1 protein-coding gene (cut by a window edge) is annotated in these 24,590 nt (G+C 66.2%); it reads right to left on the bottom strand.

Annotated elements, in window-relative coordinates; translation table 11 throughout:
- Positions 1-24,590, bottom strand: partial view of an LEPR-XLL domain-containing protein gene (locus NFH98_RS06740; RefSeq protein WP_349622376.1) — the 5' portion only. Its footprint begins 4,552 nt before the window's first position; 24,590 of the gene's 29,142 nt are visible here — the first part of the coding sequence; its start codon is at positions 24,588-24,590; the stop codon falls past the left edge of the window.

Here is a 24,590-nt window from a genome sequence, read left to right as displayed (position 1 = left end):
GTACCGCCATCCGACTGCTCCACCACCAGCCCAGCGCTGTCATCGTCGTGGACGCTGACGTCGACCTTGCTCGTGGCGCGCTCGGCAAACGAGCTGGCCTGCCCCAGATTGCTGGAGATATCGAAGCCCAGCTGGGCGTCGATCCGATCTTCGATGTCGGTGTTGCCGAGCGCCTCCAGCACCAGCGTCTGGGGCTTGTCCCAGTTGGAGGCATCGAAGCTCAGGGTGGCGCCGTGCTTTGCCACCAGACGATCGCCGAAGGCCGACAGATCCACGCTGACCGTGATCACCTCACCGGCCTGGGGCGCCACCGACAGGCGCACTTCGACGCTGCCGGACTGAGCCGACGCACCCTTGCCTTCGATCACCTGGAGTCGATCCTGGGCCGTGGACACCACCACATCTCCGCGCGTCGCATCAAATACCGTGATCTCGGTATCGGCGATGGGCTGATCCAGCAGCGAGGCCAACGCCTGGGGCAACGGAGACGACGAGGGCGTCTCGACCTGGGCCAGATAGCTGATCGCCACCTGTCGAGTCCCTTCGACCAGACCATCGGTCGGCGCCTTGACGAAGATCTGCTGGCGCGGTGACCAGCTGCCCCCGGTGAACACGAAGTCCACGGTGATCGCCTGGGTAAACTCGCCCAAAGCGTCGAGTGACAGAAGCAGCGTCTCGGCCGACGCCGCGCCCGCCGCGTGACGGTCCTGAGTCGACGCCATGCTGGCCGACAGTGTCAGCGTCACCCTGCTGCCCTCGGCGATACCGGAGATCGGCAGGTTCGTCGACAGCCAGTAAGCGGCAGCGTCGCCGCCTTCCACCACCCGCGTCGCCCCACCGGGCTGCTCGACCAGGATGGCACCGTGCTCGGGGCTAGCCACCTGCACCGTCAGCGCCTCGGCCAGAAGATTTGCGTAGGCCTCGTCTGCAGACACGGTGCCATGGCCCACCAGGCTGCTGCCCCCCCTGGCGTCAATCGCCTTCACCTCGCCGCTGACGTCCCCCGCCACCTGGATCTGGTCACTGCCGAGACCACCGATGACCTCAGTCAGCACGCTTTCGCGGGTGCTCAGCACGTGAATTCGATCGTCTCCCGCTCCAGCTTCGACGCGCACACGCTCGAGATCGTCATGGGACAGATTGAGTCCAGCGCCGAACACGGCACCCGCGGTGATCACGAAGTTGTCGTCTGCGCTGCTGCCGAAGGCACTCAGACTGTCGTAGCCGTCTTCGCCATCAAGTGCCAGAGGCGCCTGGGTGGCGTAGACCTGATACTGATCGTTGCCCTGGCCCCCCAGCACGCTCATTGCCTGGCCGTTGCCTCGACTGACAAAGCCGTCGCCGGCCTGGGTCACCGCGATCTCATCGCCCACGACGACGCCCGAGGCGTAGACGCCCGCGCTGGCCGTGCCTACAGGGTTCGGATGCTCGCCGTACTGCTGGCCAATCTCGAAGCGATCGTCGCCGCGACCTCCGTCCAGCGTCATCACGGTCGATGAGCCATCGACCACGAAGCGGTCGGCGCCGTCGTGGCCATTGATGGTCACCCGGGCATTGATGCTGGCCCCCACATCGATACGCTCCACGGCGCTGCCAGCCTCGGCCAGGCGCGCAACGAAGTTGTCGCGGACCAGGAACAGATCGCCCGTGGTAGACGCCGTCGTCTGGGCCCGGACCATACTGCCGTCATAGTTGTCGTAGCCACGACCTTCGATGAACAGGGTGTCCGCTCCGGCATTGCTGGCACCGCTGTCGAGAACGCGAATGCGGTAGTCGCCCTGATCCGCCTGGCGCGTGACAATCCGGTGCTCGTCGCTGCCGGAACCACCATCCAGGGTCAACAGCGCCTGGCGATCATTGAGCTCCACCACGGTCAGACGATCCTTGCCGCCGTCGCCGGCCACCAGCATGGCGCCCACCAGGGTATCGGCATGGATCAACATGTCGTCGTTGCCGCTGCCACCCCGGAAGCCCATGTTGTTGGTCACCGCGATATCGCCGTGCACATGCAGAATATCGTTGTCGTCTCCCAGATCGACGGCGATTGACCCTGCGCGATGCCGGCCATCGAAGAGCAGACGATCGTCTCCCGCCCGGGTCACCACCGTCAGGCTGTCGGCAAACTGCCATTGGCCCAGGAAGGACACCAGATCATCACCATCCCCGCTGTCTACCAGCAGGGTGTCGGCTCGGTGATCGCCGTTGAAGGTAACAGTATCGGTACCAGCCCCGGAGGTGACCTTGGCCGCGGTGGTGACGGTCAGGTCCTTGGTCACGTCCAGGGTATTGGCGCCCTCGCCCATGGCGAGGGAGAGCGAGCCGGTCTGGATGCTGGCGTCGAAGGTGATGCGGTCATCGCCCCCTCCGGTCGTGACATCGAAGGCGTTGGTCACGTCCAGTGAGTTGTTGACGGACAGCACGTTATTCCCGGCGCCCAGCGACAGACTCAGCGAGCCCGCCTGATGGGTGCCGTTGAAGGTGACGGTATCGACGCCGGTGCCGGCGGTGACACTGGCCGCTGCAGTGACGGTAAGGTCTCGAGTCACGTTCAGGGTGTTGGCACCCTCACCCATGACGAGGGCGAGCGAGCCGGCCTGGATGCTGGCGTCAAAGGTGAAGCGGTCATCGCCCTCTTCGGCCGTGACATCGAAGGCGTTGGTTACCGTCAGGCTATCTTTGACGCTCAGGACGTTATCGCCGGCGCCCAGCGACAGACTCAGCGCGCTAGCCTGGTGGGTGCCGTTAAAGGTAACGGTGTCGACGCCGGTGCCAGCGGTGACACTGGCCGCTGCGGTGACGGTAAGGTCTCGAGTCACGCTCAGGGTGTTGGCACCCTCGCCCATGACGAGGGAGAGCGAGCCGGCCTGGACGCTGGCGTCGAAGGTGATGCGGTCATCGCCCTCTCCGGTCGTCACATCGAAGGCGTCGGTCACGCCCAGTGAGTTGCTGACGCTCAGCACGTTATCGCCGGCGCCCAGCGCCAGGCTCAGCGAGTCCGCCTGATGGGTGCCGTTAAAGGTGACGGTGTCCACACCCGATCCAGCGGTGACCTCGGCCAGACCGTCGACGGTAAGGTCTTCTGTCACGTCCAGGGTGTTGGCGCCCTCGCCCATTACGAGGGAGAGCGAGCCGGCCTGGATGCTGGCGTCGAAGGTCAGGGAGTCATCGCCCTCTTCGGTCGTGACATCAAAGGCGTTGGTGACCGTCAGGCTATCTTTAACGGACAGCACGTTATCCCCGGCGCCCAGCGACAGACTCAGCGAGCCCGCCTGATGGGTGCCGTTGAAGGTGACGGTGTCGACGCCGGTGCCAGCGGTGACACTGCCCAGGCCGGTGACGGTGAGGTCCTCGGTCACGTCCAGGGTGTTGGCGCCATCGCCCATGGCGATGGAGAGCGAGCCGGCCTTGACGCTGGCGTCGAGGGTGAAGCGGTCATCGCCCTCTCCGGTCGTCACATCAAAGGCGTTGGTTACGCTGAGTGCGTTACTCACGCTTAGCACGTTATTCCCGGCGCCCAGCGACAGACTCAGCGAGTCCGCCTGATGGGTGCCGTTAAAGGTGACGGTGTCCACACCGGAGCCGGCGGTGACAAGCGCCGCTGCGGTGACCGTCAAGTCTTCTGTCACGTCCAGGGCGTTGGCACCCTCGCCCATGGCTAGGGAGAGCGAGCCGGCCTGGACGCTGGCGTCGAAGGTCAGGGAGTCATCGCCCTCTTCGGTCGTGACATCAAAGTCGTTGGTTACCGCCAGGCTGTCTTTGACGGACAGCACGTTATTCCCGGCGCCCAGCGACAGACTCAGCGCGCTAGCCTGGTGGGTGCCGTTAAAGGTAACGGTGTCGACGCCGGTGCCAGCGGTGACACTGGCCGCTGCGGTGACGGTAAGGTCTCGAGTCACGCTCAGGGTGTTGGCACCCTCGCCCATGACGAGGGAGAGCGAGCCGGCCTGGACGCTGGCGTCGAAGGTGATGCGGTCATCGCCCTCTCCGGTCGTCACATCGAAGGCGTCGGTCACGCCCAGTGAGTTGCTGACGCTCAGCACGTTATCGCCGGCGCCCAGCGCCAGGCTCAGCGAGTCCGCCTGATGGGTGCCGTTAAAGGTGACGGTGTCCACACCCGATCCAGCGGTGACCTCGGCCAGACCGTCGACGGTAAGGTCTTCTGTCACGTCCAGGGTGTTGGCGCCCTCGCCCATTACGAGGGAGAGCGAGCCGGCCTGGATGCTGGCGTCGAAGGTCAGGGAGTCATCGCCCTCTTCGGTCGTGACATCAAAGGCGTTGGTGACCGTCAGGCTATCTTTAACGGACAGCACGTTATCCCCGGCGCCCAGCGACAGACTCAGCGAGCCCGCCTGATGGGTGCCGTTGAAGGTGACGGTGTCGACGCCGGTGCCAGCGGTGACACTGCCCAGGCCGGTGACGGTGAGGTCCTCGGTCACGTCCAGGGTGTTGGCGCCATCGCCCATGGCGATGGAGAGCGAGCCGGCCTTGACGCTGGCGTCGAGGGTGAAGCGGTCATCGCCCTCTCCGGTCGTCACATCAAAGGCGTTGGTTACGCTGAGTGCGTTACTCACGCTTAGCACGTTATTCCCGGCGCCCAGCGACAGACTCAGCGAGTCCGCCTGATGGGTGCCGTTAAAGGTGACGGTGTCCACACCAGCGCCGGCGGTAACACTGGCCGCTGCGGTGACCGTCAAGTCTTCTGTCACGTCCAGGGTGTTGGCGCCCTCGCCCATGGCGATGGCGAGCGAGCCGGCCTGGATACTGGCGTCGAAGGTCAGGGAGTCATCGCCACCCGTGGTTTCGACATTAAAGGCGTTGGTTACCGTCAGGCTGTCTTTAACGCTCAGCACGTTATTCCCGGCGCCCAGCGACAGACTCAGCGCGCCGGCCTGGTGGGTGCCGTTGAAGGTAACGGTGTCGACGCCTGCGTTGCCGTCGATTCTCAGGCTCGCCGCCTCGACACTACCCTCGATAGTGACGCTATTGTCACCATCGCCGCCGGCAATGTTGAGTTGCTGGGCGATGTCCAGGCTACCCTGCTGGGTCAGCGCATCATCGCCGCCGCCCAGCGCCACACTCATGCTGTCGGCTTTCAGGCTTGCACCCGCCGCGATCAGTACCGTCTGGCGCTTGTCACCCCCTTCCAGAGTGATATCACCGGTAACTGTCCAGTCACCACGCAATTCGACCTTGGCCTCCGGCGTATCACGGAAGGCAGGCTGGTCTTCATCTGGCGTGTCGACCTTCATCACCACATGGCGCGCGGCCTTCACGATGATGTCGTTGGCCTTGAACAGCAGATCGTCGCCCGCGGTCATCAGGATGTCGCGACCGGCATCCAGCATCACCCCTGCCTCGATGTGCAGGTAGTCTTCGTTGTCATTGGCGTCAGAGGTGTTTTCCCTGGCCGTCAGCACGATATCGCCATCAGCCGAAACGATATCCTCGGTCACCGTGATCGGACTGTTGGCGGTTATCTCGATATCGCCGGTGGCCGTCAGTCCCAGACCATGGATGGTCAGATGTCCGGTGTTGTTGAGGTAGACCTTGCCGTCGCGGGACTGGCCTTCCAGGGTACCGATACGGGAGGTCAGCACCTTGCTCTTGGTACCCACGTCCTTGACCGCGATCAGACGTACCCCGGCGGTCAACAGGTTGAACGTCTCGTTGGCACCCAGGGCGCTGTAGATGGCGCCCTGCGAGAACACGAACGCCAGTGCATCGGTGGAGCCCGCCGGCCCCGCCTGCACGGTTCCCAGCCGCAGATCACCCTTCACCTCACGCACGAACACGGAATCGGCGCTATCGATATCGACGCGCCCCGCGGTGTCATCGGTGACCAGCGCCAGCAGGCGATCGGCGGCGCCGACTCCGCCGAAGCCAGTCTCGAGCTGCAGCGTTTTCGCCTCGATGTCGCCGCGGAATTCATCGGCATGGGTCGCGATGATGGAGTTGAGCGCGCTGAGTTCGACCCGCTCCCCCCCCTTGATATGGCCGACCCTGAGATTGCCATCCACCGCCGCCAGGTAGACGTCTTCGCCGGCATCGACGGTGACGACACCATCGCCGCGCGTGGCCAGCTCGATGGCGTTGGTCGCCTGGCCCACGCTGTCGCCGGCGATCAAGGTGACATTGTTGGCCAACACCTTGAGCAGGTCATGGTTCAGCCCGTCGATGATGCTGCCCGCGGCCTTCAGCCACAGGTCGCCGCGCTCGGTGAACAGGGTCGAGATCGCCAGATCCCCCTCGATCTCGTGCAGCGAGATATCGCCCTGAGCGCGTGCGGTCAGGGTGGCGGCATCGGTCAGGGCCAGCTTGAGCGGTGCACTGGCGCCGGAACCGATCTGCCCGCTGGCCGCTTCCAGCACCAGATCCGAGGTGCGTATGACCAGGTCGGCACCGGAGGACGTGGCCGCCAGGATCGATCCGGACACCTTGACCCTGGCGTCCTGTCCGGCCACCAGCTTGGCCAGGCGAATATCGGTCTCCGACACCACGTAGGCCGAGTTGGCGGCGGTGATAAAGGTATCGCCTGCGTTTTCGATGGCGAAGTCATCGATCAGGTTGATCGAGATGTAGCGAATCAACTGCTCACCGCTACTGACCTGGGTCTGGGGGTCCAGCAACACCGTTGCCAGCTCCACCTGGGCACCAAGCTCGCCGACCACCTCCAGCGCGGTGGACAGCTCCAGCGTGCCGCCGCTTATCGCGGTCACGGTGTAGTAGCGTCCATTCTCAGTCACATTGAGCGACTTGCCGGCAAGATCGACGGCCTCGCCCACCTTGAACACGCTGGTATCCCAGCTCTGCCCGTCGGTGCGCACCAGCTTGACCGTGGTCACGCCCTGGTCGCGCTGGATATCAAGGAAGTCCACCACGGCGCTATGTGGCGCCTGCTTGAGGTAGGTGACATCGGCCCGTTCGGCGGCGGACAGCAGTACCCGCTGCTCGTCGGAGAGCCCGGTCAGCCCACCTGACATGTCGAGCAGCTCGCGTCCGCGGGCCACACCGACACTGTCGCCGGCGATCAGGGTGATATCGCCCCCGGCAATCACGTTGGGTTCCTGAATCTCGGTGCGAGTATCGGTGGTTTCCTGCAACAGGCCCGCGCCGATCAGCGACAGCAGCTCCTGCTCGGTCCACACCTTGATGCTGCCGCGCACCTGCTCCTTCTCTGCCGCGCTCAGGGTCACCCTGTAGCTTGCGTCCTGGTACTCGGTCGCACTGCCGTAGACGTCATGCAGCTCGTGGTAGATATCGGTGCGATCGGACTCGATGCCCGTGAGGCGAGCCTCGATCTGGGCGTCGTCGAGACCCTGGTCGGCGAAACGCTGACGATAGGCGTCACGCTCCGCCTGGGACAGCCTGATCACCTGATCGCTGGCGTAGGACGCCACACGACGGTAGGTCAAGGTGTTGCCCTGGGCCACGCCAGCCCCGGAGGCCAGGATCAACCCTTCTGCGCTGAGGTCGTTCAGACTGTCGATGGTGAAGTAGCTGCCATCGGCCCGATAGAAACGATGCGCGACCCGGGCATCACCGGCGGCGATGTCCGGCGCGCTGAGGCGCAGCTCGTCACGTACTTCCAGGGTGCCGCCGCTACCATCGCTGATCTGACGCACAAGACCGAGCAGGATGGCCCCGCTGTCGACGCTGAGCACACTGTAGCTGGTGCCATCGGCCAAGCCGCCGATCCAGTCGTCGGAGGTTGCCTGGCGGTAGTTCCAGTAGGTGTTGTACTCCTGGGTCTTGCGGGTTGCCAGGTCGTCCTGGGCGTCCTGAATCTTCTGCTCGGCGGCGCTGCCGACCAGATTGAGCTGTGACCAGACGCCGTCACGCAATTGCTCGACCGTACGTTCATCGACCGTGGCGGCGTCATTGCGGTCGAGCAGATTCCCCGCGGCACGCACCCAGACGTCGCCCAGGCGGCTTTCGACCCGTTCGATCCCCAGGTCCCCGCTGAGCTGATCGATGGCAATATCGCCACCGGCCACGGCATTGAGACGGCCATCGGCGTGCTGGGCCAGGGTCAGGGGGGCGGCCAAGGAGCCGATCGCATCGTCGGCCGCCAGACTCAGGTTGTTGCCCTTGACGTGGACACCGCCAAGGGCACTGCCCGCCTTGAGCGAGCCCTCGGCAGACAGGCTGACGTCGCCCCAGCCGCTGTGGGCGCGCAGCACGATCAGGTCAGCGTTTTCGTGCGCCAGATTCAGCGGACCACGCTCGGTCACGGCGTCCACCGTCATGGTCATCGCCGCAGCGCCGCCAGCGCCCTCGATGGACAGGAGCTTCAACGCCGAACCGTCACCGATACCGTCCGCTGCGCGCAATACCACGCTGGCGCCGGAGACCCGCACATCACGGGTCGGGTCATTGTAGTGAAGAATCTGGCCATCGCTGTCGATGCGTGTCTCGCCGTTGTAGTTGGCCAGATCCCCGAGCACCACCACGTCGCCCATCGAATCGATATTGATCGAACCCGTAGCCTGGCCGAAGAAGCTGATATCCACCGACTTGTTGGCGGCCACCGAGTGGGTGTGCAGGATCTGACTCGACTGTTCCTGGACGAACTTGGCGTAGTGGGTCTTCTTGCCATACCAGGTGCTGGTCGACCACTTGTCGACGAGCTGCGGATCGGTCCACTCGCTGGCGTTGACCTCGCTCTTGTTGTACTGATAACCGGTCTCGCTGCTGGTATAGAAGTAGGACAGCGAATCCTGCAGGCGTCCGGGCGATATCTCGGATTCGCCCCAGTTCAGGGTATCCGGGTCGGCGGCAAAGGCGTCGATTCCCGCCCAGGCGCTGGAGGCGGTCTGAGCATAACGCCGCTTGGAGCTGTCCTGGACCACGCTGAAGCCGTAGCGCACATCACTGTCCGGCGTATAGGTGTAGGTCTTGCCAGGATCGGCGAAGTCGTAGCGATACTCGGTCACCAGCGGATTGGTACTGGAGCCCTTGTACTTGTCGGCGATCCGTAGATAACCCTCGCCATGACGGCTGACGTCGAGATCCCCCACCGCCAGGGTGTAGGAAGTGTTGTTGGTGATATTGATCGCACCATAGCCCCCCAGCACCTCAAGCTTGCCGTTGCCGGTATTGGCGATGTGACCGGTGATATCCAGCTTGCCGCCGCTGATGGCAAGGCCGGTGACCTCTATCTGGCGAGTATGGCCATTGAAGATCACCAGGGCGTCGCCGGAGGACGCCGACAGCGTCAGGTTACCGCTGGAGCCGCTGCGGATGTGGTCGGCGATACGCTGGGCATCGGCGGCGCCGATGGTCAGGTCGTAGCCGTCGACGCCGGCACGAATATAGCCGTTGAGGTTGACGTATTCGGCATCGATGACGATGCTGCGCGCCTCCACTTGTGGGCTCGCGCTAGCGCTGTTGGCGATCGCGGACAGCGCATCGGCGTCCAGCGCCCCTGCGCCATCGTCGCCATCGGCTCGCACCGCGGCAGCATCCGCATTACCCCCGGGGTTGAACTGTGACAGCCCCTTGATCGTCAGCTCGCCCGGCGAGCTCAACAGGATGCTTTCAGCGCGCATCTCGTTTTCCACCGAGATGGATCCCTTGGCGTAGCCGATCAGCTCGCCGGAAATATTGCGGGTCAGCCCGCCGAACACCAGGCTCGAGGGCGGAGCGGTGTCAAAGATTCGTCGGTCGTAGAGCGACTCCGCGTCGCTGTAGCCAAGCGCCCCCATCAGCACGTCGCGGATCTTCTTCTGGTTGGCGTCGTCCTCGCTGAAGGCAACACCGTAGCTGTTGACCACGGTGATGCGCGGCTGGCCATTCTGGGCGCCAGGGTCTCCCTCCACCTTCAAGCCGGTGCTCACGCTCGCGTTGATGGCGTCGATCTCGGCGCTGGAAGCCACCTGGGTCAGGTTCAGATAGAGCCCCCCGGTAACCTGGGGAATCTCGATATCGCCCAGTACCATGCGCGAGGGCGCCTTGTTGAGGATGGTGATGCTGGCGTCGGTGGGCGCCTCGACAACGCCGTCACCGCTCAAGTCGTCGGCGTAGACGTAGACCGCCCCCGCCTGGGCCCAGACGTCATCCAGGGTGATGGTCAATTCGTCCACCCGACTGACGATCAGCTGGCCATTGACCTTCTCGCCATAGCCTTCATCGACCAGGGCCTGCTCGAGGCGCGCGATCTCGCCCTGGTAGAAGTCGACCAGCCGGGTATTGCCGGAGTTGCGATAGACGTTGTATGCCTCGCGAATGCGTTGAAGTTCGTCGACCAGTCCGCTCTGACCCGGAGTGACGCTCACCGCGAAACCAATATCGTCATGGCCGGATTCGGCCACGATATAGTTGCCACTATTGGCCACCTTGGCCGCTAGCTGGTCCTCGAGGGCTGCCATTTCGGCTTCTTTCTGGGTGCGCTCGGCGGGGGTCAGGCTGGTGCTGTTGAGCGCTTCTGCGAGGGCATTGATGCGCGAATTGAGATCCGCGATGTCTTGCTGTTCCTGCGTTACGTCGATCACCCCGAGCACCAGCGTCTTGTGGCGCCCCAGGCCGGTTTCCACCCGGCCGTCGATAATCACGTCGGCGTCGGCGTCGGTCTCGACATCGCCGTCCACCAGTTGAGCGCCGCCGCTGCCGAGGGCTGCGTCGATGGCGCTGCCCACCGCCGACAGCCAGTTGACGCCCTTGGCCCGCGCCTCCATGTCGCTGAAGCCAAAGCGCTCGGTAAACAGCAGGATATCCCGCGCACCGATGACCTCGGCCCCGCTTGCCACCTCGATGCGGTTGGTCTGGTCCATCTTGGCCAGGGCGTTGAGGTCATCGATCGGAATGATGCTGCCGGCGAAGCTGTCGAGCACCGCGCTGACCGCGTAGCGATCACGCTCGCCCTGGGCACTACCACCGGCCACGATATCGATATTGCCAAGCGCGGACACCTTGGCACCACCGCGCACGGTGACCCTGTTGTCCGGAGTCACCACCACCTTGGCGCTGCCCACCCCGACGGTGGCCGCGCCATAGGTATCCATCAGCAGGGTCGCCGCCAGGTCGCCGCCGCCACGGGCCGACATCAGCAGTTCGCCCTGGCTGACCAGCTCGGCGTTGCTCTTGATCTCGACGCTGGCGGCCAGATTGGTGGTCAGGATGTCCACCGTGATACCGGCGCCGGAGGCCAGGCCGCCAGCGGTCAGGTTGACCTTCTCCTTGAACACCACCTGGTTCTTCGCCGCCAGGCGCAGATCACCGTCACTGGTGTGCAGGTACGCACCCGCACCGACCACCACTCGGGTATTCAGATCGAGACGGGCGACGCTGGAGGCGCCGGCGCCGGCCACCGCACCACCGGCCACCCCACGGATATTGCCATCGTCGGTGCCTGCCAGACGCTGCTTGTCCAGCCGGGTATCGCTGAATACGTCGATCGCCGCAGCCTTGACCAGCGCCTTGTCACCGACCTCGGCCAGGGTATTGGCGGTAATCCAGTAGCGCGACTCGGCGCCGCTTCCGGCGAACACGCCCCCGGAGACACTCATGATGCGGGCGTCGACGTCGAAGCTCTGATCGGCGTGCACGGTCAGCAGGCCGCTGTTGCCGGCAGCCTTCACCAGCAGCAGTTCGGCGGCGCCGATCAGCGCTTCGGTGGTGGCATGCTGGGTGACGTGGGTGGCGGCGCCGGCGCCGGCGGCCACACCGCCACTGCCGGCCAGGGCGTCGAGGGTCGCTTCCAGCTGCCCGTTCGCACGGACGCTGGCGTCTCCGGCGAGGATGCCATTGCCGCTGCCGATGCGTGCGCGACTGACGGTCCGCTGTTCGACGGTAACCTTGGCAGCCCCCGCCGCCACCAGGCCGCCGACGATGCTGCTGGACTTGCCAGAGAGGCGCGAGATCAGGTCGCTGGTGACGTCCAGCCGCCCGGCGATGGCAAGATTGGTGCTCTCGCGCAGGCTGCTGCCGCTGCCGTCCTCCAGGGAGGTGTCGGCGATCTCTGCCACCACCTCAGTGCTGTCCTTGAGCGTCACCAGGGTCGCATCGACGCCCAACAGCGCCCCCCCGGCGGAACCCAGGGCCTCACCGCTCAGGCTGTTGCCATTCGCCAGGGTATTCAGGGACGCGGCAACGTCCATGGACCCGGCGGTGATGCGGATATCATGGGCCGCGCTGGAGTCAGGCGTGCCGACCCGCGCCAGCACCTTGGCCTTGAGCTCTCCTTCGACCACCGAGACGCCGATGCCGACGCCCGCCGCCACCGATACCCCCAGGGTCTTGATCTGTACCGCAGGCGTCAGGCTGGCGTTGATGCTCAGGGCGTCAGACAACGAGATCCGCGCGCCGTCACCGATCCACGCCTGCACCTCCTGGGACAGGGTCACCAGGGCCACGTTGGCGCTGCCGCCGGCCATCCCGGCGGCCACCGCCACCACCTCCAGCGCGACCCGATCGATACTCGTGGCCGAGACGTTCAGCGAACCGACGCTCTGGTTCTCGCCCACCCTGGTATGCTCGCCGACCCAGGCCCTCGTCGCACCGCTGATCTCGACGGTGCCCACCGACACGCCTGCGGCCACCAGGCCGATGGCCCCACCTGCAGCCCTCAGTGAATAGTCGCGATCGGCGCTGGCCATAATATCGACGCGATCCGCCGCCTTGATCAGGGTGCCGCCAGCGGCGCTCGTGGCGCCTTCCAGCGAGGCAAGCTGCTGGGTGCGATCCAGCAGGATGGCCACCTGGCCACCCACCGCGATGCTGGGTGCCGCCGAACCGCCATAGGCGCTGATCGACACGTCACCGTCGTAGTCGCTCGCCACCTCGATGGTGTCCGCCGCATCCAGGGTCGAGCCGCGGCCCACCTGGGCGGTCACCGCCCCGTTGAGCTCGACCACCCCCACCGACAGGCCGACACTGGCAACACCGCTGACCGCACCGGAGCCGGTCAGGGTCTGCACCTTGAGGGCTTCGCTGGCCTTGACGCTGACGTCCCCGCCGGCGGTAATCACCACGCCACGTCCCAGGGTCGCGGCGGTGTCACCTACCTTCAGAGGCGACTTGACGTCGAACAGCTTGTCACCCGAGAGACCACCGGTCAGGGTGCTCAGGGCGCTGTTGGTCGAGGTGCGGTTGGCCTTGTTGTGGTTTCCGGCATCGTCGGGACGATCGAAGTCACCGTCGAACGCCGCCTGCTCGTCGCTGTCCAGCGGCGTATCGGTGCCGGAATCAGAGTCTTCGGCCTCGGCCTTCATGGCGAACTCGCCGCTCTGGAAGCCGGCGAAGGTATCGCTCACCAGGTCTTGCAGGTCCTCGACCCGCTCGAAGCTCTCCTCACTCAGCCCCTTGCCCAGACTGATCACCGAGATGGCGCCACTGAGGCTCAAAGAGCCGGAGCCAGCAAAGGCGATCACCGTGGAGTTGAGGGTACGCGACAGCCTGGCCTCGGCGGTCACATCGCCCCCCGCGATGATCTGCGCACCATCCGCCACACTGACACGGGTCTGCTCGCGCAGCACCATGACGTCCACCGAAGCACCGAAGCCCGCCGCGCCGACGGCGGCAGCGCCGACCCCCTGCAGATAGCCGGCCAGGCCACTGCGCTCATTGACCAGGGTGGTGGTGGATGCCTCGAGCAGCACGTCATTGCCGGCGTTCAGCTCGCTATCGCCGGACACCAGCACCTGCGTCACCGAATCCGCCGTCATCACCGATACCGCGCCGGCCACACCGACCGCACCGCCACCGGCGGTGGCTACGGTGATCCCCAGATCCAGGCGCTGGCTTGCCGACACCACGATATCATTGCTGGCAGTCACTATTGCCTTGTCCAGCGACACTCGTGCCTCGGGGTTGAGCAACCCCAGCGCCAGCGAGGCGCCAAAGCCGACGGAGCCACCGGCCACCGCACCGACGATAAAGCGGCCGTCCACGTCGTTGTCGGCACGTACCGCCACGTTGGTGCCGGCGACCTCCACGTCCTTGAGATAGGCCAGGGTCTCAAGCGACAGATCGACCACGCTGGCCGATCCCGCACCGGCGACGCCGTTGAGGCCCACCGCCGCCCCCATCACCGTGGACAGGAAGCTCACGTCGGCGCGGGCCTCCACCGCCACGTCGCCGCCAGCCTTGACCATCAGGCCGTCGCTTTCAGCCGAGTGGTCGAAGCCGTCACCGCTGATGAAGGCCTCGGTCTTGTGCTGGAAAAGGGTGACATCGACACCAGCGGCGCCGGAGCTGCCCCCACTGACCGCCGCCGCGCCACCGCCACTGTCAGCGTCGCCACGATGCAGGGCCCGTACCACCACGTCGGCGGTGCTGTCGATGCGCGCCTTGTCGATGTAGGCGCGGGTCGCGCCGGTGACACCATCCACCACCACATTGGCCGCCAGGGCATTGCCGGCGGCGCCCGCCGCGGTCACCGCCACGCTGGTGAAGGACACCTCGCTGGTGGCCAGCACCACCACACCCTTGTGGCTGTCTGTCGTCCAGCCATTGTTCCAGTCATCGCGCACCGATACGGCCGCACCGCCGGCGCCGGCGCTGACGCGCGCACCACCACCGATCCAGGCTTCAGAGGTGCTGCCCAGCAGGTCGACCCCGACACCGCCGCCCAGCGCCACCGCACCCACGCTGACGGTGCCCAGGGTAATAGTGCTAACGTCCTTGCTGTCGCTGACCACGCTGACGTTGCCGGCGGCATCGACGCTGCCGCCGTCGATGCGCGCGACGCTGGTGTTGTTGATCAACGAGCTGCCGGCGTTGCCGGCACCTGCGCCGAAGGTGCCATAGCTGACACCGGCTATCACGATCAGGTTGGTGGAGCGCGAGCGGGCATCAATGGCGATATCGCCGCCGCTCGAGTCGAGCGTGGCGCCCTGGCTACCGGCCAGGATGCTGTTGTCGATGTCCAGATAGGCCACCGAAAGACCGGCCGCACCACCCTTGACCGCCACGTTGACCTGGGCACTGGCCGCCGAGATCGCGCTGGTGTCGCTGGCGCTTACCGCGATGCCGCCGGCGCCACTCACCTCGGTGGCGCTGTCGCGAATATCGGCGACCACGTCCTTGCGGGTGAAATTGAGCGAGGTGGTACCGCTGAGTGCGGCGAAGCCGGCCACGGCACCACCCAGGGAGTAGGCGCTGATGCTCGAGGATGAGACCGCTGAAAGGCTGACCTTGCCGGCGCTGGACGCCACGCTGGCGCCGCCCTTGATCAGCGCGTGGATACGGTTGGCGCTGTCGCTGGTGGGGTCGTCCGGATCACCGCCGATATAGTTGTAGGCCAGGTAACCGGCCAGGGCGAAGGCCCCGGCACCGGACCCCGCCACGGTAAAGGCATTGAGGCCGAGATCATCGCTGGCCGACAGGGCAATGTCTCCCGTCGCCGAGACCGTGGCCTGGTCGATCACCGCCGTGACGCTGCCGCGCAGCCAGTTGAGCGACAGCGCCCCGGCCACCGCCACCTTGCCGGCACCGGCACCGGCCAGCGCAAAGCTCCAGACCTGGTCGCCCTGCCCAGGCGTCGCCGGGCGATTCTCGTCTGAGTCTTCTGGCGGTATCAGGCTGTCATCGACCTTGACCGAAGGCACATCGGTGATCCGAATCAACTCGGCCTTGACGTCGACGCGCCCACCCGCCGTTACCACGGTGCTCGCCCCGAGGATGCTCGCGCTCAGCGCCGACGCCATGTCGTTGGTCGCCGAGGCGCCGGCAAGACCGACGGAGCCGGCACCAGCCGCCGCGCCGGCCACGTTGATCATGATCGGCGCCACCGAGGCATGCACGTTGACGTCACCGGCGCTGGCCCTGACCACGGCGCCATTGCCAATCGATGCCAGCACATCATTCTGCATGAAGTTGATGCCGATGGAGCCGGCCAGGGCCACCGCCCCGGCGCCCGCACCGCCGGCGGTAATGTTGAGCATGCTGGCTTCGGAACGGGCGTCCACCAGCACGTCACCACTGGTGGCGGTCACACTGGAGGCATCGATCAAGGCGGCGATCTGGCCCACGCTGTAGCCGTGGTCGCTGCGCTCGCCCTGGAGAATGAAGGCGTCTTCGCTGGCGTCGACGTTCTGGTCGCTGGTGTTGTCGACGGTGCGCGAGGGATCGCTGGGGTCGCCTCCCAGATAATTGAAGGCGATCGCCGCGCCCCCCGCCGCATTGCCGGCACCGGCGGCGCCGAAGGAGAAGTTGACCAGACCCTTCTTGTCCTGGGCCAGCACGCTGACACTATCAGCGGCGGTGATACTGGCGCCGCCCGAGACTTCGGCCAGCACGCTGGAGCGCAGCCAGTTGAGCCCCACCGCAGCGGAGCCGGCCACGCTGCCGGCGCCCGCACCGGCGATGGTCAGGTTGATCACCCCGGCGGTCCAATCCATGTTGGACATGTCCCGGGCGGCAATATCCGATGACCCTGTGCTCGGATTGGTCTCGGTGCCCTGGGTCGCCGGGTCCACCTCAAGTCCCAGTGCCGACAATTCCAGCGCGGCGCGACCGCTGCGCTCGGCCAGGCCCGCCCAGACGGCTACGTCACCACCGGCGATCAAGGTGGCCCCCGTCACCCGGGCCACAATGGCGTTGTCGACCTGAACGGTGCCGCTGCTGACCCCGCCGGCTACGGTGCCGGCGCCCGCGGCGCCGATGGCCACGACTACCACCTGGGCACTGTCGGTGGCCTGGATGCGAATATCACCGGTACTGCTTTCGACGCGCCCACCGTCGATCAGCGCCTCCACCTTGCCCTTGATCAGGTTGACGCTGACGGCACCGGCGAGGCCCACCTTTCCGGCCCCGGCACCGCCAAGAGCCACCGACACCACCAGGCTGCTGGCCTCGGCGTCCACCACCACATCGCCGCCGGCCGAAACGCTGGCGTTCTGGATCAGCGCCTGGCTGTCATTGTCGATCAGGTTGACCGAGACGCTGCCGGCCAGGGCCACCTTGCCGGCACCGGCACCGGCGCCGCTGATCGCCACAAGCTCGGCGCGATCGCGGGTGGCCACCAGCACCTGGCCCACCGTCGAGACGTTGGCGTTGCTGATTGAACTGCGCAGGGTATTGGCGATCTGGTTGACCGAGACACTGCCGGAACCAGCGAACTTGGTGCTGGCGCCGATCCCCAGGGTCAGCGATCGCACCAGACCGGTGTTGGCCGCTACCACCGCCACGCTGCCGGCGTTGGCGATGACGCCGCCGCTGATCAGGGCCTGGGTCTGATTGGACAGGCTGTTGACCGACACCCCGGCGCCAAAGCCGGCGGTGCCGCCGACACCGACGGCGCCGGCCAGCGTCCAGACGCTGCTGTTGTCCTCGGCGTTGATCTCCACTTTCGGCGCCGGCGCAAGGGCGTCACTGCCCTTGTCCAGAAAGCTGTCGACCAAACGCGCCTGGGTGGCATTGTCGATCAGGTTGACCGCGGCGGTCCCCGCAAGGCCACCCCCCTTGGGTCCGGTACCGATGCCGGCCGAACCGGCCAGGCTAATGATCAGGGTATCGCTGAGCGCCTGAACCGAGAGTCTGCCGATCACCAGCGACTCGCTGGCACTGCCCAGCGCTTCGACATGGGCGTCGACGTCGTGGCTGATATCGGCGAAGGCCGCCGCCCCGCCGACACCGGCCTTGCCGGCGCCGGCCACCGCACCGGCGATCAGTACCGCGTTGGCGGCGTCACGCGCCCCCACGCTGACGTCCCCGAGATCACCGGACTGGATGTTCAACAGCCCCGCATCGACGGTGCGAGCGGAAGTCAGCACGCTGGCCGCCCCGGCCACACCAAAGCCCTTGGCGCCCGAAGCGACGGCGACACCAGCGGCAGCGACCACCGTCCAGCCCTCACGCGCCGCGCTGAGTGCCAGACCGCCCGTATCAAAGGAGGTGACGCGATCGATCCGCGCCCGGGTGATGCCGCTGTCGAAGGCCAGGGCGGCGGCCCCGGCCACCGCCACCTGGGTGCCACTGCTGCCCAGCGACAGCGCCGCGCCACCGGCCAGCATGCCAAGATGGCTGCTGTCCTTGGCGGCCACCGACGTCTTGCCGGTGATTTTCAGCGTCTCGATCCCCTGGATCAGGGCTTCGGTACGATAGTCGGCGATATTCACCACCACCGAACCCGAGACACCGAGGCCGAAGCTACCCTTCTGGTCACCGCCGGACGAGGAGGAAGACGTGCCGCCACTGCCGCCGGAAGACGCCTTGGCGGCACCGCCGAGCTTGCCACTCAACTCCTTGAGCACGCTGTCATAATTGCTCTGGTTGTTGGGCCACTTGTTGGGGTCGTCGGTAGTGGTGCCGCCGCCGGAGCCCGAACTACCGGTATCACTCGCCGAATCCAGCCCGCTGGTACCGCTGCTGCCCGCCTTGGCTCCGGCCAGGGCGAGGTTGGCTACCACCCCGCCGTTATTGGCCTCGACCAGCAGATCACCTCCTACGGTGATGTTGCCGCTGGCGCTGGCTGGCGTGGTCACACCACCGATCACCGCTCGGGTGTCGCGCTCCATCACCGAGACCACCGCCGATACACCGACGCCAGCGCTTTTGCCGGAGGCGACGCTGCCGCCGATACCAAAGGCGTAGGTGTCGTCGTTGGCGCCGACCCTGAGCGCCGGCCCACTGGCCCCGTCCACCGAGACGGCACCAATGTTCAGCGATACCCCGTCCTGAATCTGCGCCAGGGTGGTGTTGTCGACGATATTGGCCACTGAGGTGGCGTTGAAGGCGACCTTGTCGGCCTTGCCACCGGACACCGCCGCCCCGATCAGCAGGGTGTCGCTGTCGGCGCGCACGTCCAGACTGCTGGCGACCAGCGCCACACCTGTCTCGATGACCGCACGGGTATCCGCGCCGAGCAGATGCACGCCGATGGAAGCACCGATGGCGCTGCCATCGGACTGGATGCCGGCGAACCCGGACTTGATGGTATCGATATCGCTCTTGAAGGCGTCACGCCAGGCCTCGGCGCTGGCCTCGTCGGCGCCAGCGAAGGTCGGCAGGCTGAGATTGCCCACCAGCGACAACAGGTGGTTGTCGCTGCGAGCGATGACCTCGACCTGCTGCTCGTCGCTGGGTGTGACGCTGGCCACATCGGTGGCGCCCCCCAGATTGATCCGGGCACCCTCGCGGATGCGGGCCTCGCTGTCCTGATTGACCAGGAAGACGTTGGCGGCACCGGCGATGGCCAGCTTGCCCCCCTCGGCGGTGGCCACGGTCCAGCTATCGAAGCTGCCGCTGATCCCCAGATTGCCGGTAGTAAAGGCGTTGAGCGCCTCGACGAATTCCTCGATGCGGGTCTGCAACGGCGAGCTCAGGGCAGTCCAGCGGCTGTCGTCACTGAAGTCTTCACTGGAGAGATCCACACCGCTGACGTCGGCCCCCTCGAACTGATAGATCAGGCCGGCCTCGCCCCCGCGCTGGTGGTCATCGGCCACCAGCACCTTGTCGCCGTTGGTCAGGTCTGCCGCACCGTCGGCGCTTGCATGGTCGTAGGTGCCATCGAGTTCACCCAGGGCCTTGCCCGCCACATAGAGGTGACGCCCCCACAGGCTATCCATATCGACGCTGTTGAGGCTCTCGGCGGTGACGCTGATGGCATCGCCGGCGTCCAGGTCCACCAGGCCTTCGACCACCGCATCGGCGTGGTTATTCTGCAGCGCAAAGACGAAGCCGCCGGCGACACCGACATCGGCCACCTGGCTGTCTTCCTTCTGATCCTTGGCGCTGTCGGTGCCCTGGACCTCGGACTCCGCCGCGGCGTCTCGCAGCTTGCCGATCAGGGTGTTGCCCAGCACCTTGTCAGTGAAGCTCTCTTCCTTTTCCTTCTTGTTGGGGTCGACGCCGGTAGCCGAACCCTCTGCACTGACCGCCGGGCGGTGGGCGCTGGTGGCGCTGACACTGACCGCACCGGCCACCTCGATATCGCTGCGCTGGGTGGCGATGGCGCCCAGTCGCGTCACGCTGGTGCCAAGGCGGGCCTCGGCACGATTGATGTCCACCGAGACCGCCAGGGCGGCGGCCACGTCCAGGGCGTTCTTCTGCTGGCCCTGGGATTCCTTGAAGTGCTCGCCGATGGAGGCAGGCCCGCGGTCGGCGATGCCTTCCTTGATCTTGTCACCGATGACGCCGCTGAGCGCCTCCTGAAAGTTGCCGATCACCGATGTCGGCGACAGGTCCTCGGCGCTGGCCGTGGCCCCGTCGACAAGGCTATCGGGGCCACCACCGGGGGCGGTACCGGCGCTGGCGCTGGTACCGCCGTGGTCTTCACCCTGGGAGGTCTCGGCGCTCAGTGTCAGATCGCCGCCCACGCTGACGTCACCGGCCAGTTGCGCCTCGGTGTTGCTGGTCTCGACGTTGATCGCCAGGGCGATGCCGACCTTGCCCTTGTCAGGGGCGGAACTGGCGGAGGTCTCGTTTTCCTCCACGCTGGTCGCCGCAACCACCAGATCATTGCCTGCACTCAGACTGGCGTCTTCCCACACCATCACCCGGGAATCGCTGACCAGCACGCTGACCGCCACCGCGCCGGCCACACCCTTGAGGCCATCCGGTTCAGCAGAGACGCTCTGGGCGGTGCTGACACTGCTGCTCAGGTTGATGTCATTGGCGGCGCTCAGGGTACCGTGGACGTGCACACTTGAGCGGGTGATCAGGGTGCTGACCGACACGCCCAGGCCCCAGGCCTTGCTGGCGCCCACCTCGGTACTGATGTCGAGCTCGGAGGCGACGGTGATGTCCCCGCTGGTGGCGGTGATGACCGCGTCGGAGCCGATATCGATGGCGACCTCGGCCACCATCACCGAGACACTGCCAAACAGCGACAGCCCCTGGAGGAAGTCCAGCGCCGTATCGATGCCCTGGTCGAGGAAGGCCACGCCGGTGCGCAGGTTGAACCAGTCGCGATCGGGATCCACCAGGCGCGCATCGATGGTTACGCCCCCGCCCTTGAGCGTGGCCTTGTCGATATCCACCGACAGGTCGAACAGGCCCACGTCGACCAGGCCATTGGCAGGCGCCAGCAGGGGTTGAAACAACTGCGCGCCAAGGTGCAACTCGCCTCTACCGGCATCGATCACACTATCGCCACCGATCGTCAGCTCACGCGCCAGGATCGACAGATCGTGTCCCAGCGTCGGATCACTCATGCTCAGATCGACGTTGTCCAGGGTCAAGGCACCGTCTGCACGCAGCTCGACACTGCTGGAGAACGTTCTGGTCACGTTGGACAGGGAGGCGTCGCCATCCCAGTAGCCCACCAGGCTGGCGCCCCCGCCGACGGTCACGTCGTCGAGCCGGGCGAGGCTCCCCGCCGCCAGTTCCACCTCGACCTGATCGCCGGTCTTGGCGTTCACGATGGTGCCGGTCGCCGCCTCGGCGATATCGATGGCCAAAGCGCCGGTAAAGGCAGTGGCCGTCAAGGTCTTGTCGGCGCCTCCGGTCAGGCTCAGGCGCGCCGCCTCGATCCCGGACAGCGTGGTTGTGGCCGAACCAACGACCAACCCGCCATCGGTCAGCGTCATGGAGTCGCCCGCCGCCGCCAGCAGGCTGTCGGTGCCGGCGCCGCCGTCGACACTGGCGGCGCCGGACACGACGACGATACGGTCGTCGCCACGGCTACCGGTCAGGGTGTCGCTACCCCCGGTACTGGCGTCCAGCACCACGCCAGTCCCGCTCAAGGCGGTGCTCAGCCATTTGTCGGCACTGACGCCCATGCCGAGTGCATCGGTCAGGATCTTCGCGGTGGCGTCGGCGCTGACGGCGAAGCTCGCGCTTCCCGTGGTGGTGTCGGTGACCACAAGACGCCCGCTGGCACCATCGAAGCTCGCGGTCAGACCTTCGACGTTGTCCAGCAGCACCAGCAGGTCGCCAAGGGTGCGGGCGTCGGCCACATTGAGCGCCCGCGTCTCGCCGTTCTGCAGGGTGAAGCTCAGGTGCGCGCCGGAGTTCTCGAGTTCGCTACCGGTGACGTAACGCGCCAGATAGGACTCGTACTCCGCCTGGCTGGCGAAGTCTTCTGCACCGGGAATCGCATCGCCCAGCGCCGAGAGGAAGGTCTCGATCTCGGCGTTGGAGGCGCCGCCAGCGGCCATCAACGCAGTGACCCGGGTCTGTTCGCCGACCCCGTGCCAGCCACTGGCATCGAGGGTGTTGGCGCCGGCGTTGCCGACCAGCGTCAGCGCCTCGATATCGCGATAGCTCGAAGCGGTCCCGCCGTCGATGCTGAAGCTGTCCCCACTCACATTGACGGCGTTCTGGCCATCGGCCAGGACGATTTCCAGACGATCCTGGCCGACGCCGCCGCGGATCTCGTTCTGCCCAGCCCCGGCACGAATGACGTTATCTCCGGCCACCGCCACAAACTGGGTCGTGGCCTCGCCACCGATCATCAGGTCGTTGCCGCTGCCACCCTGGAGATAGACACTGCCGCCAAAGCCGCTGGCGTCGAGCACGGTGTCGCCAAACTCGGCACGCAGCATGCCGTGCTCGATGCCGACCAGGCTGTCACGCCCCGCTTCCCGAGCGCGCACCTGGGTCGAGGTCACCGTGGCGCTGGCCCCGGAAGCTCCCAACGCCAGACCACTGCCGACCAACGCCTTGGCGAAGGCACCGTCGTCGGCCACGGCCATGAAGTCGCCGATAAAGCTGACGCGCCAGCGTACCTGCTGCTCACCAGCGGATTCGAACAGCTCGCGGGCCACCTGCAGGTTGCCTTCGCCCACCGCAGACAGTGCCTCGAGCGCCTGCTGTACCGCCAGGGCGTCGGCGTCCCAGGCCAGCGCGTCTGTCTGCTCGCCGGCGAAGTGGAAGACCACCGTCTCACCGGCGCTGCGCGACCACACCAGCTCGCGCTCCTCGGCGACGTCACCGCGCACCAGGGTGGCGCTGCCGCTGCCGCCGAACAGACGTAAGCTGTGGGAAGTACTGCCCAGCACCGAGTCGCTGCCGCTGCCACCATCGAGGCTGTTGCTGCCGCGATTGCCGAACAGCACGTCGTCACCGACACCCCCGACCAGGGTGTCGTTGCCACTGCCGCCCAGGAGTACCGCGTCGCCGGCGCCGGCTTTGAGGGTGTTGTCACCGGCGACGCCTTCCAGCTGAACCGAACCGCTGAACGCAGAGGCGTCCAGCACATTGGCAGAAGCACCGCCCACCAGGGTGGCGAGTTCGACGTCGCCCAATACCCAGTTGGTCCAGCCGGTCACGCTCAGCGCGGTATCGGTCAGGGTCATGTCGGCGTCGGCGCTGGCCTCGATGCGGTCGTTGCCGCCACCGGCCTGGACACTGCCGCCCCCGGCGCTGAGCACGAATCGGTCGTCCTGCGCGCTGCCGACAAGTTGGCTATTGCTGGCGCCATCCAGGCTCTGGAAGGTCACGCCGGAAAGCGAGTAGCCGCTGGCATTCAGCGTCTGGCCGGTCCCCGCGGCGGACAGCACCAGTTCCACGGGCTGGCGCTGGAAGCTCAGGCTGCCGTCGCCGGTGGTGATCGTGGCCGTGGCACCAGCGCTGGTCAGGGAGATGTCCCCGGATGCGCGCTGCACCACATAGGTCAGCTCGGCCTCCTCGGGGGTGAACTCACTGCCCAGCTCGCTCTGTTCGAAGCGATCGCTGCCGCTCACCGACACCAGGGTACTGCGACCGGCGCCGGCTTTCAGGGTATCGTCGCCGCCGCCCCCGACGATCAGGTTGTTGCCATTACCCCCGTCGAGGATAGTGTCGACCTGCGAGGTGACATCACCGATCAGGCGGTCGTCGCCGCCGGTACCGATAACGTGATTGAAGCCGTCGATACCGACGAAGCCGGTGGCCTTGCCGGTCCCCAGATCGACCTCTACCGAGGTGGAGAAGTCGCTGAAGTCGAGGATCTGGCCGGCCCGACCGTCGAGTCGGTCGATGCCGTTGAACGCGATATTGCCAAGCCCCAGACTGCCCTCGTCGTAAAGCGACCAACGCGCCCCGTCCTGGCTGCTCGAGAGCCGGTGCTGGGCGGCATCGTCCGTGGCTGACAGCACGCCGTCGTCGCCCTGGCGATAGGAGGCGGCGTTCACCGTCTCGATGCCCGTGAAACTGAGCCAGCTATCGTTGCGCGCCGCCGTGGTGGTGCTCGACCAGTCCACGCTGCCCGCCCCATCGGCGCTCACCTGCCACTCGGTGTTGCCCTGGATGCCCTCGATGCGATCATCGCCCTCGCCCCCCGCGAAGGTGATGGTCAGCCCCTGGCTATGCTCGAGTGCCAGGACGTCGTCGCCGTCGCCGCCCTGGAAGCTCACCAGCAGACCATCCGCCTGGCCCAGCAGGCTCTGGTCCACGCGCAGGATGTCCTGGGCGTCGCTGCCCTGGATGACCACGCCGCCACTGGCCTTGGCCTCATCGAGACCGCGTGAGGCCACCACCTGACTGACGCCTTGCTCGTCGAGTTCGACCACCTGCAGCACCTGCTGCTGGTTCTCCTCGACCACCCGCAACGTCATCTCGGCACCACCGGCCACGCTGGCGGTCAGCGGGTCCGCCGACATCAGCATGCGTGGCTCGAGTCCCTCGAACACGAACCGGGACGGCTCTGCCTGGGCACGACGAGCACGCCTGGGCTGGCGGAGAAGACGAGCGATCAATTCGGACAGAGGCTTGCGCTGGTGGCGACTCAT

The organism is Halomonas sp. H33-56, from assembly GCF_040147035.1.
Classification (GTDB): Bacteria; Pseudomonadota; Gammaproteobacteria; order Pseudomonadales; family Halomonadaceae; genus Halomonas; species Halomonas litopenaei.
This window is presented reverse-complemented; position numbering and strand designations above follow the sequence as displayed.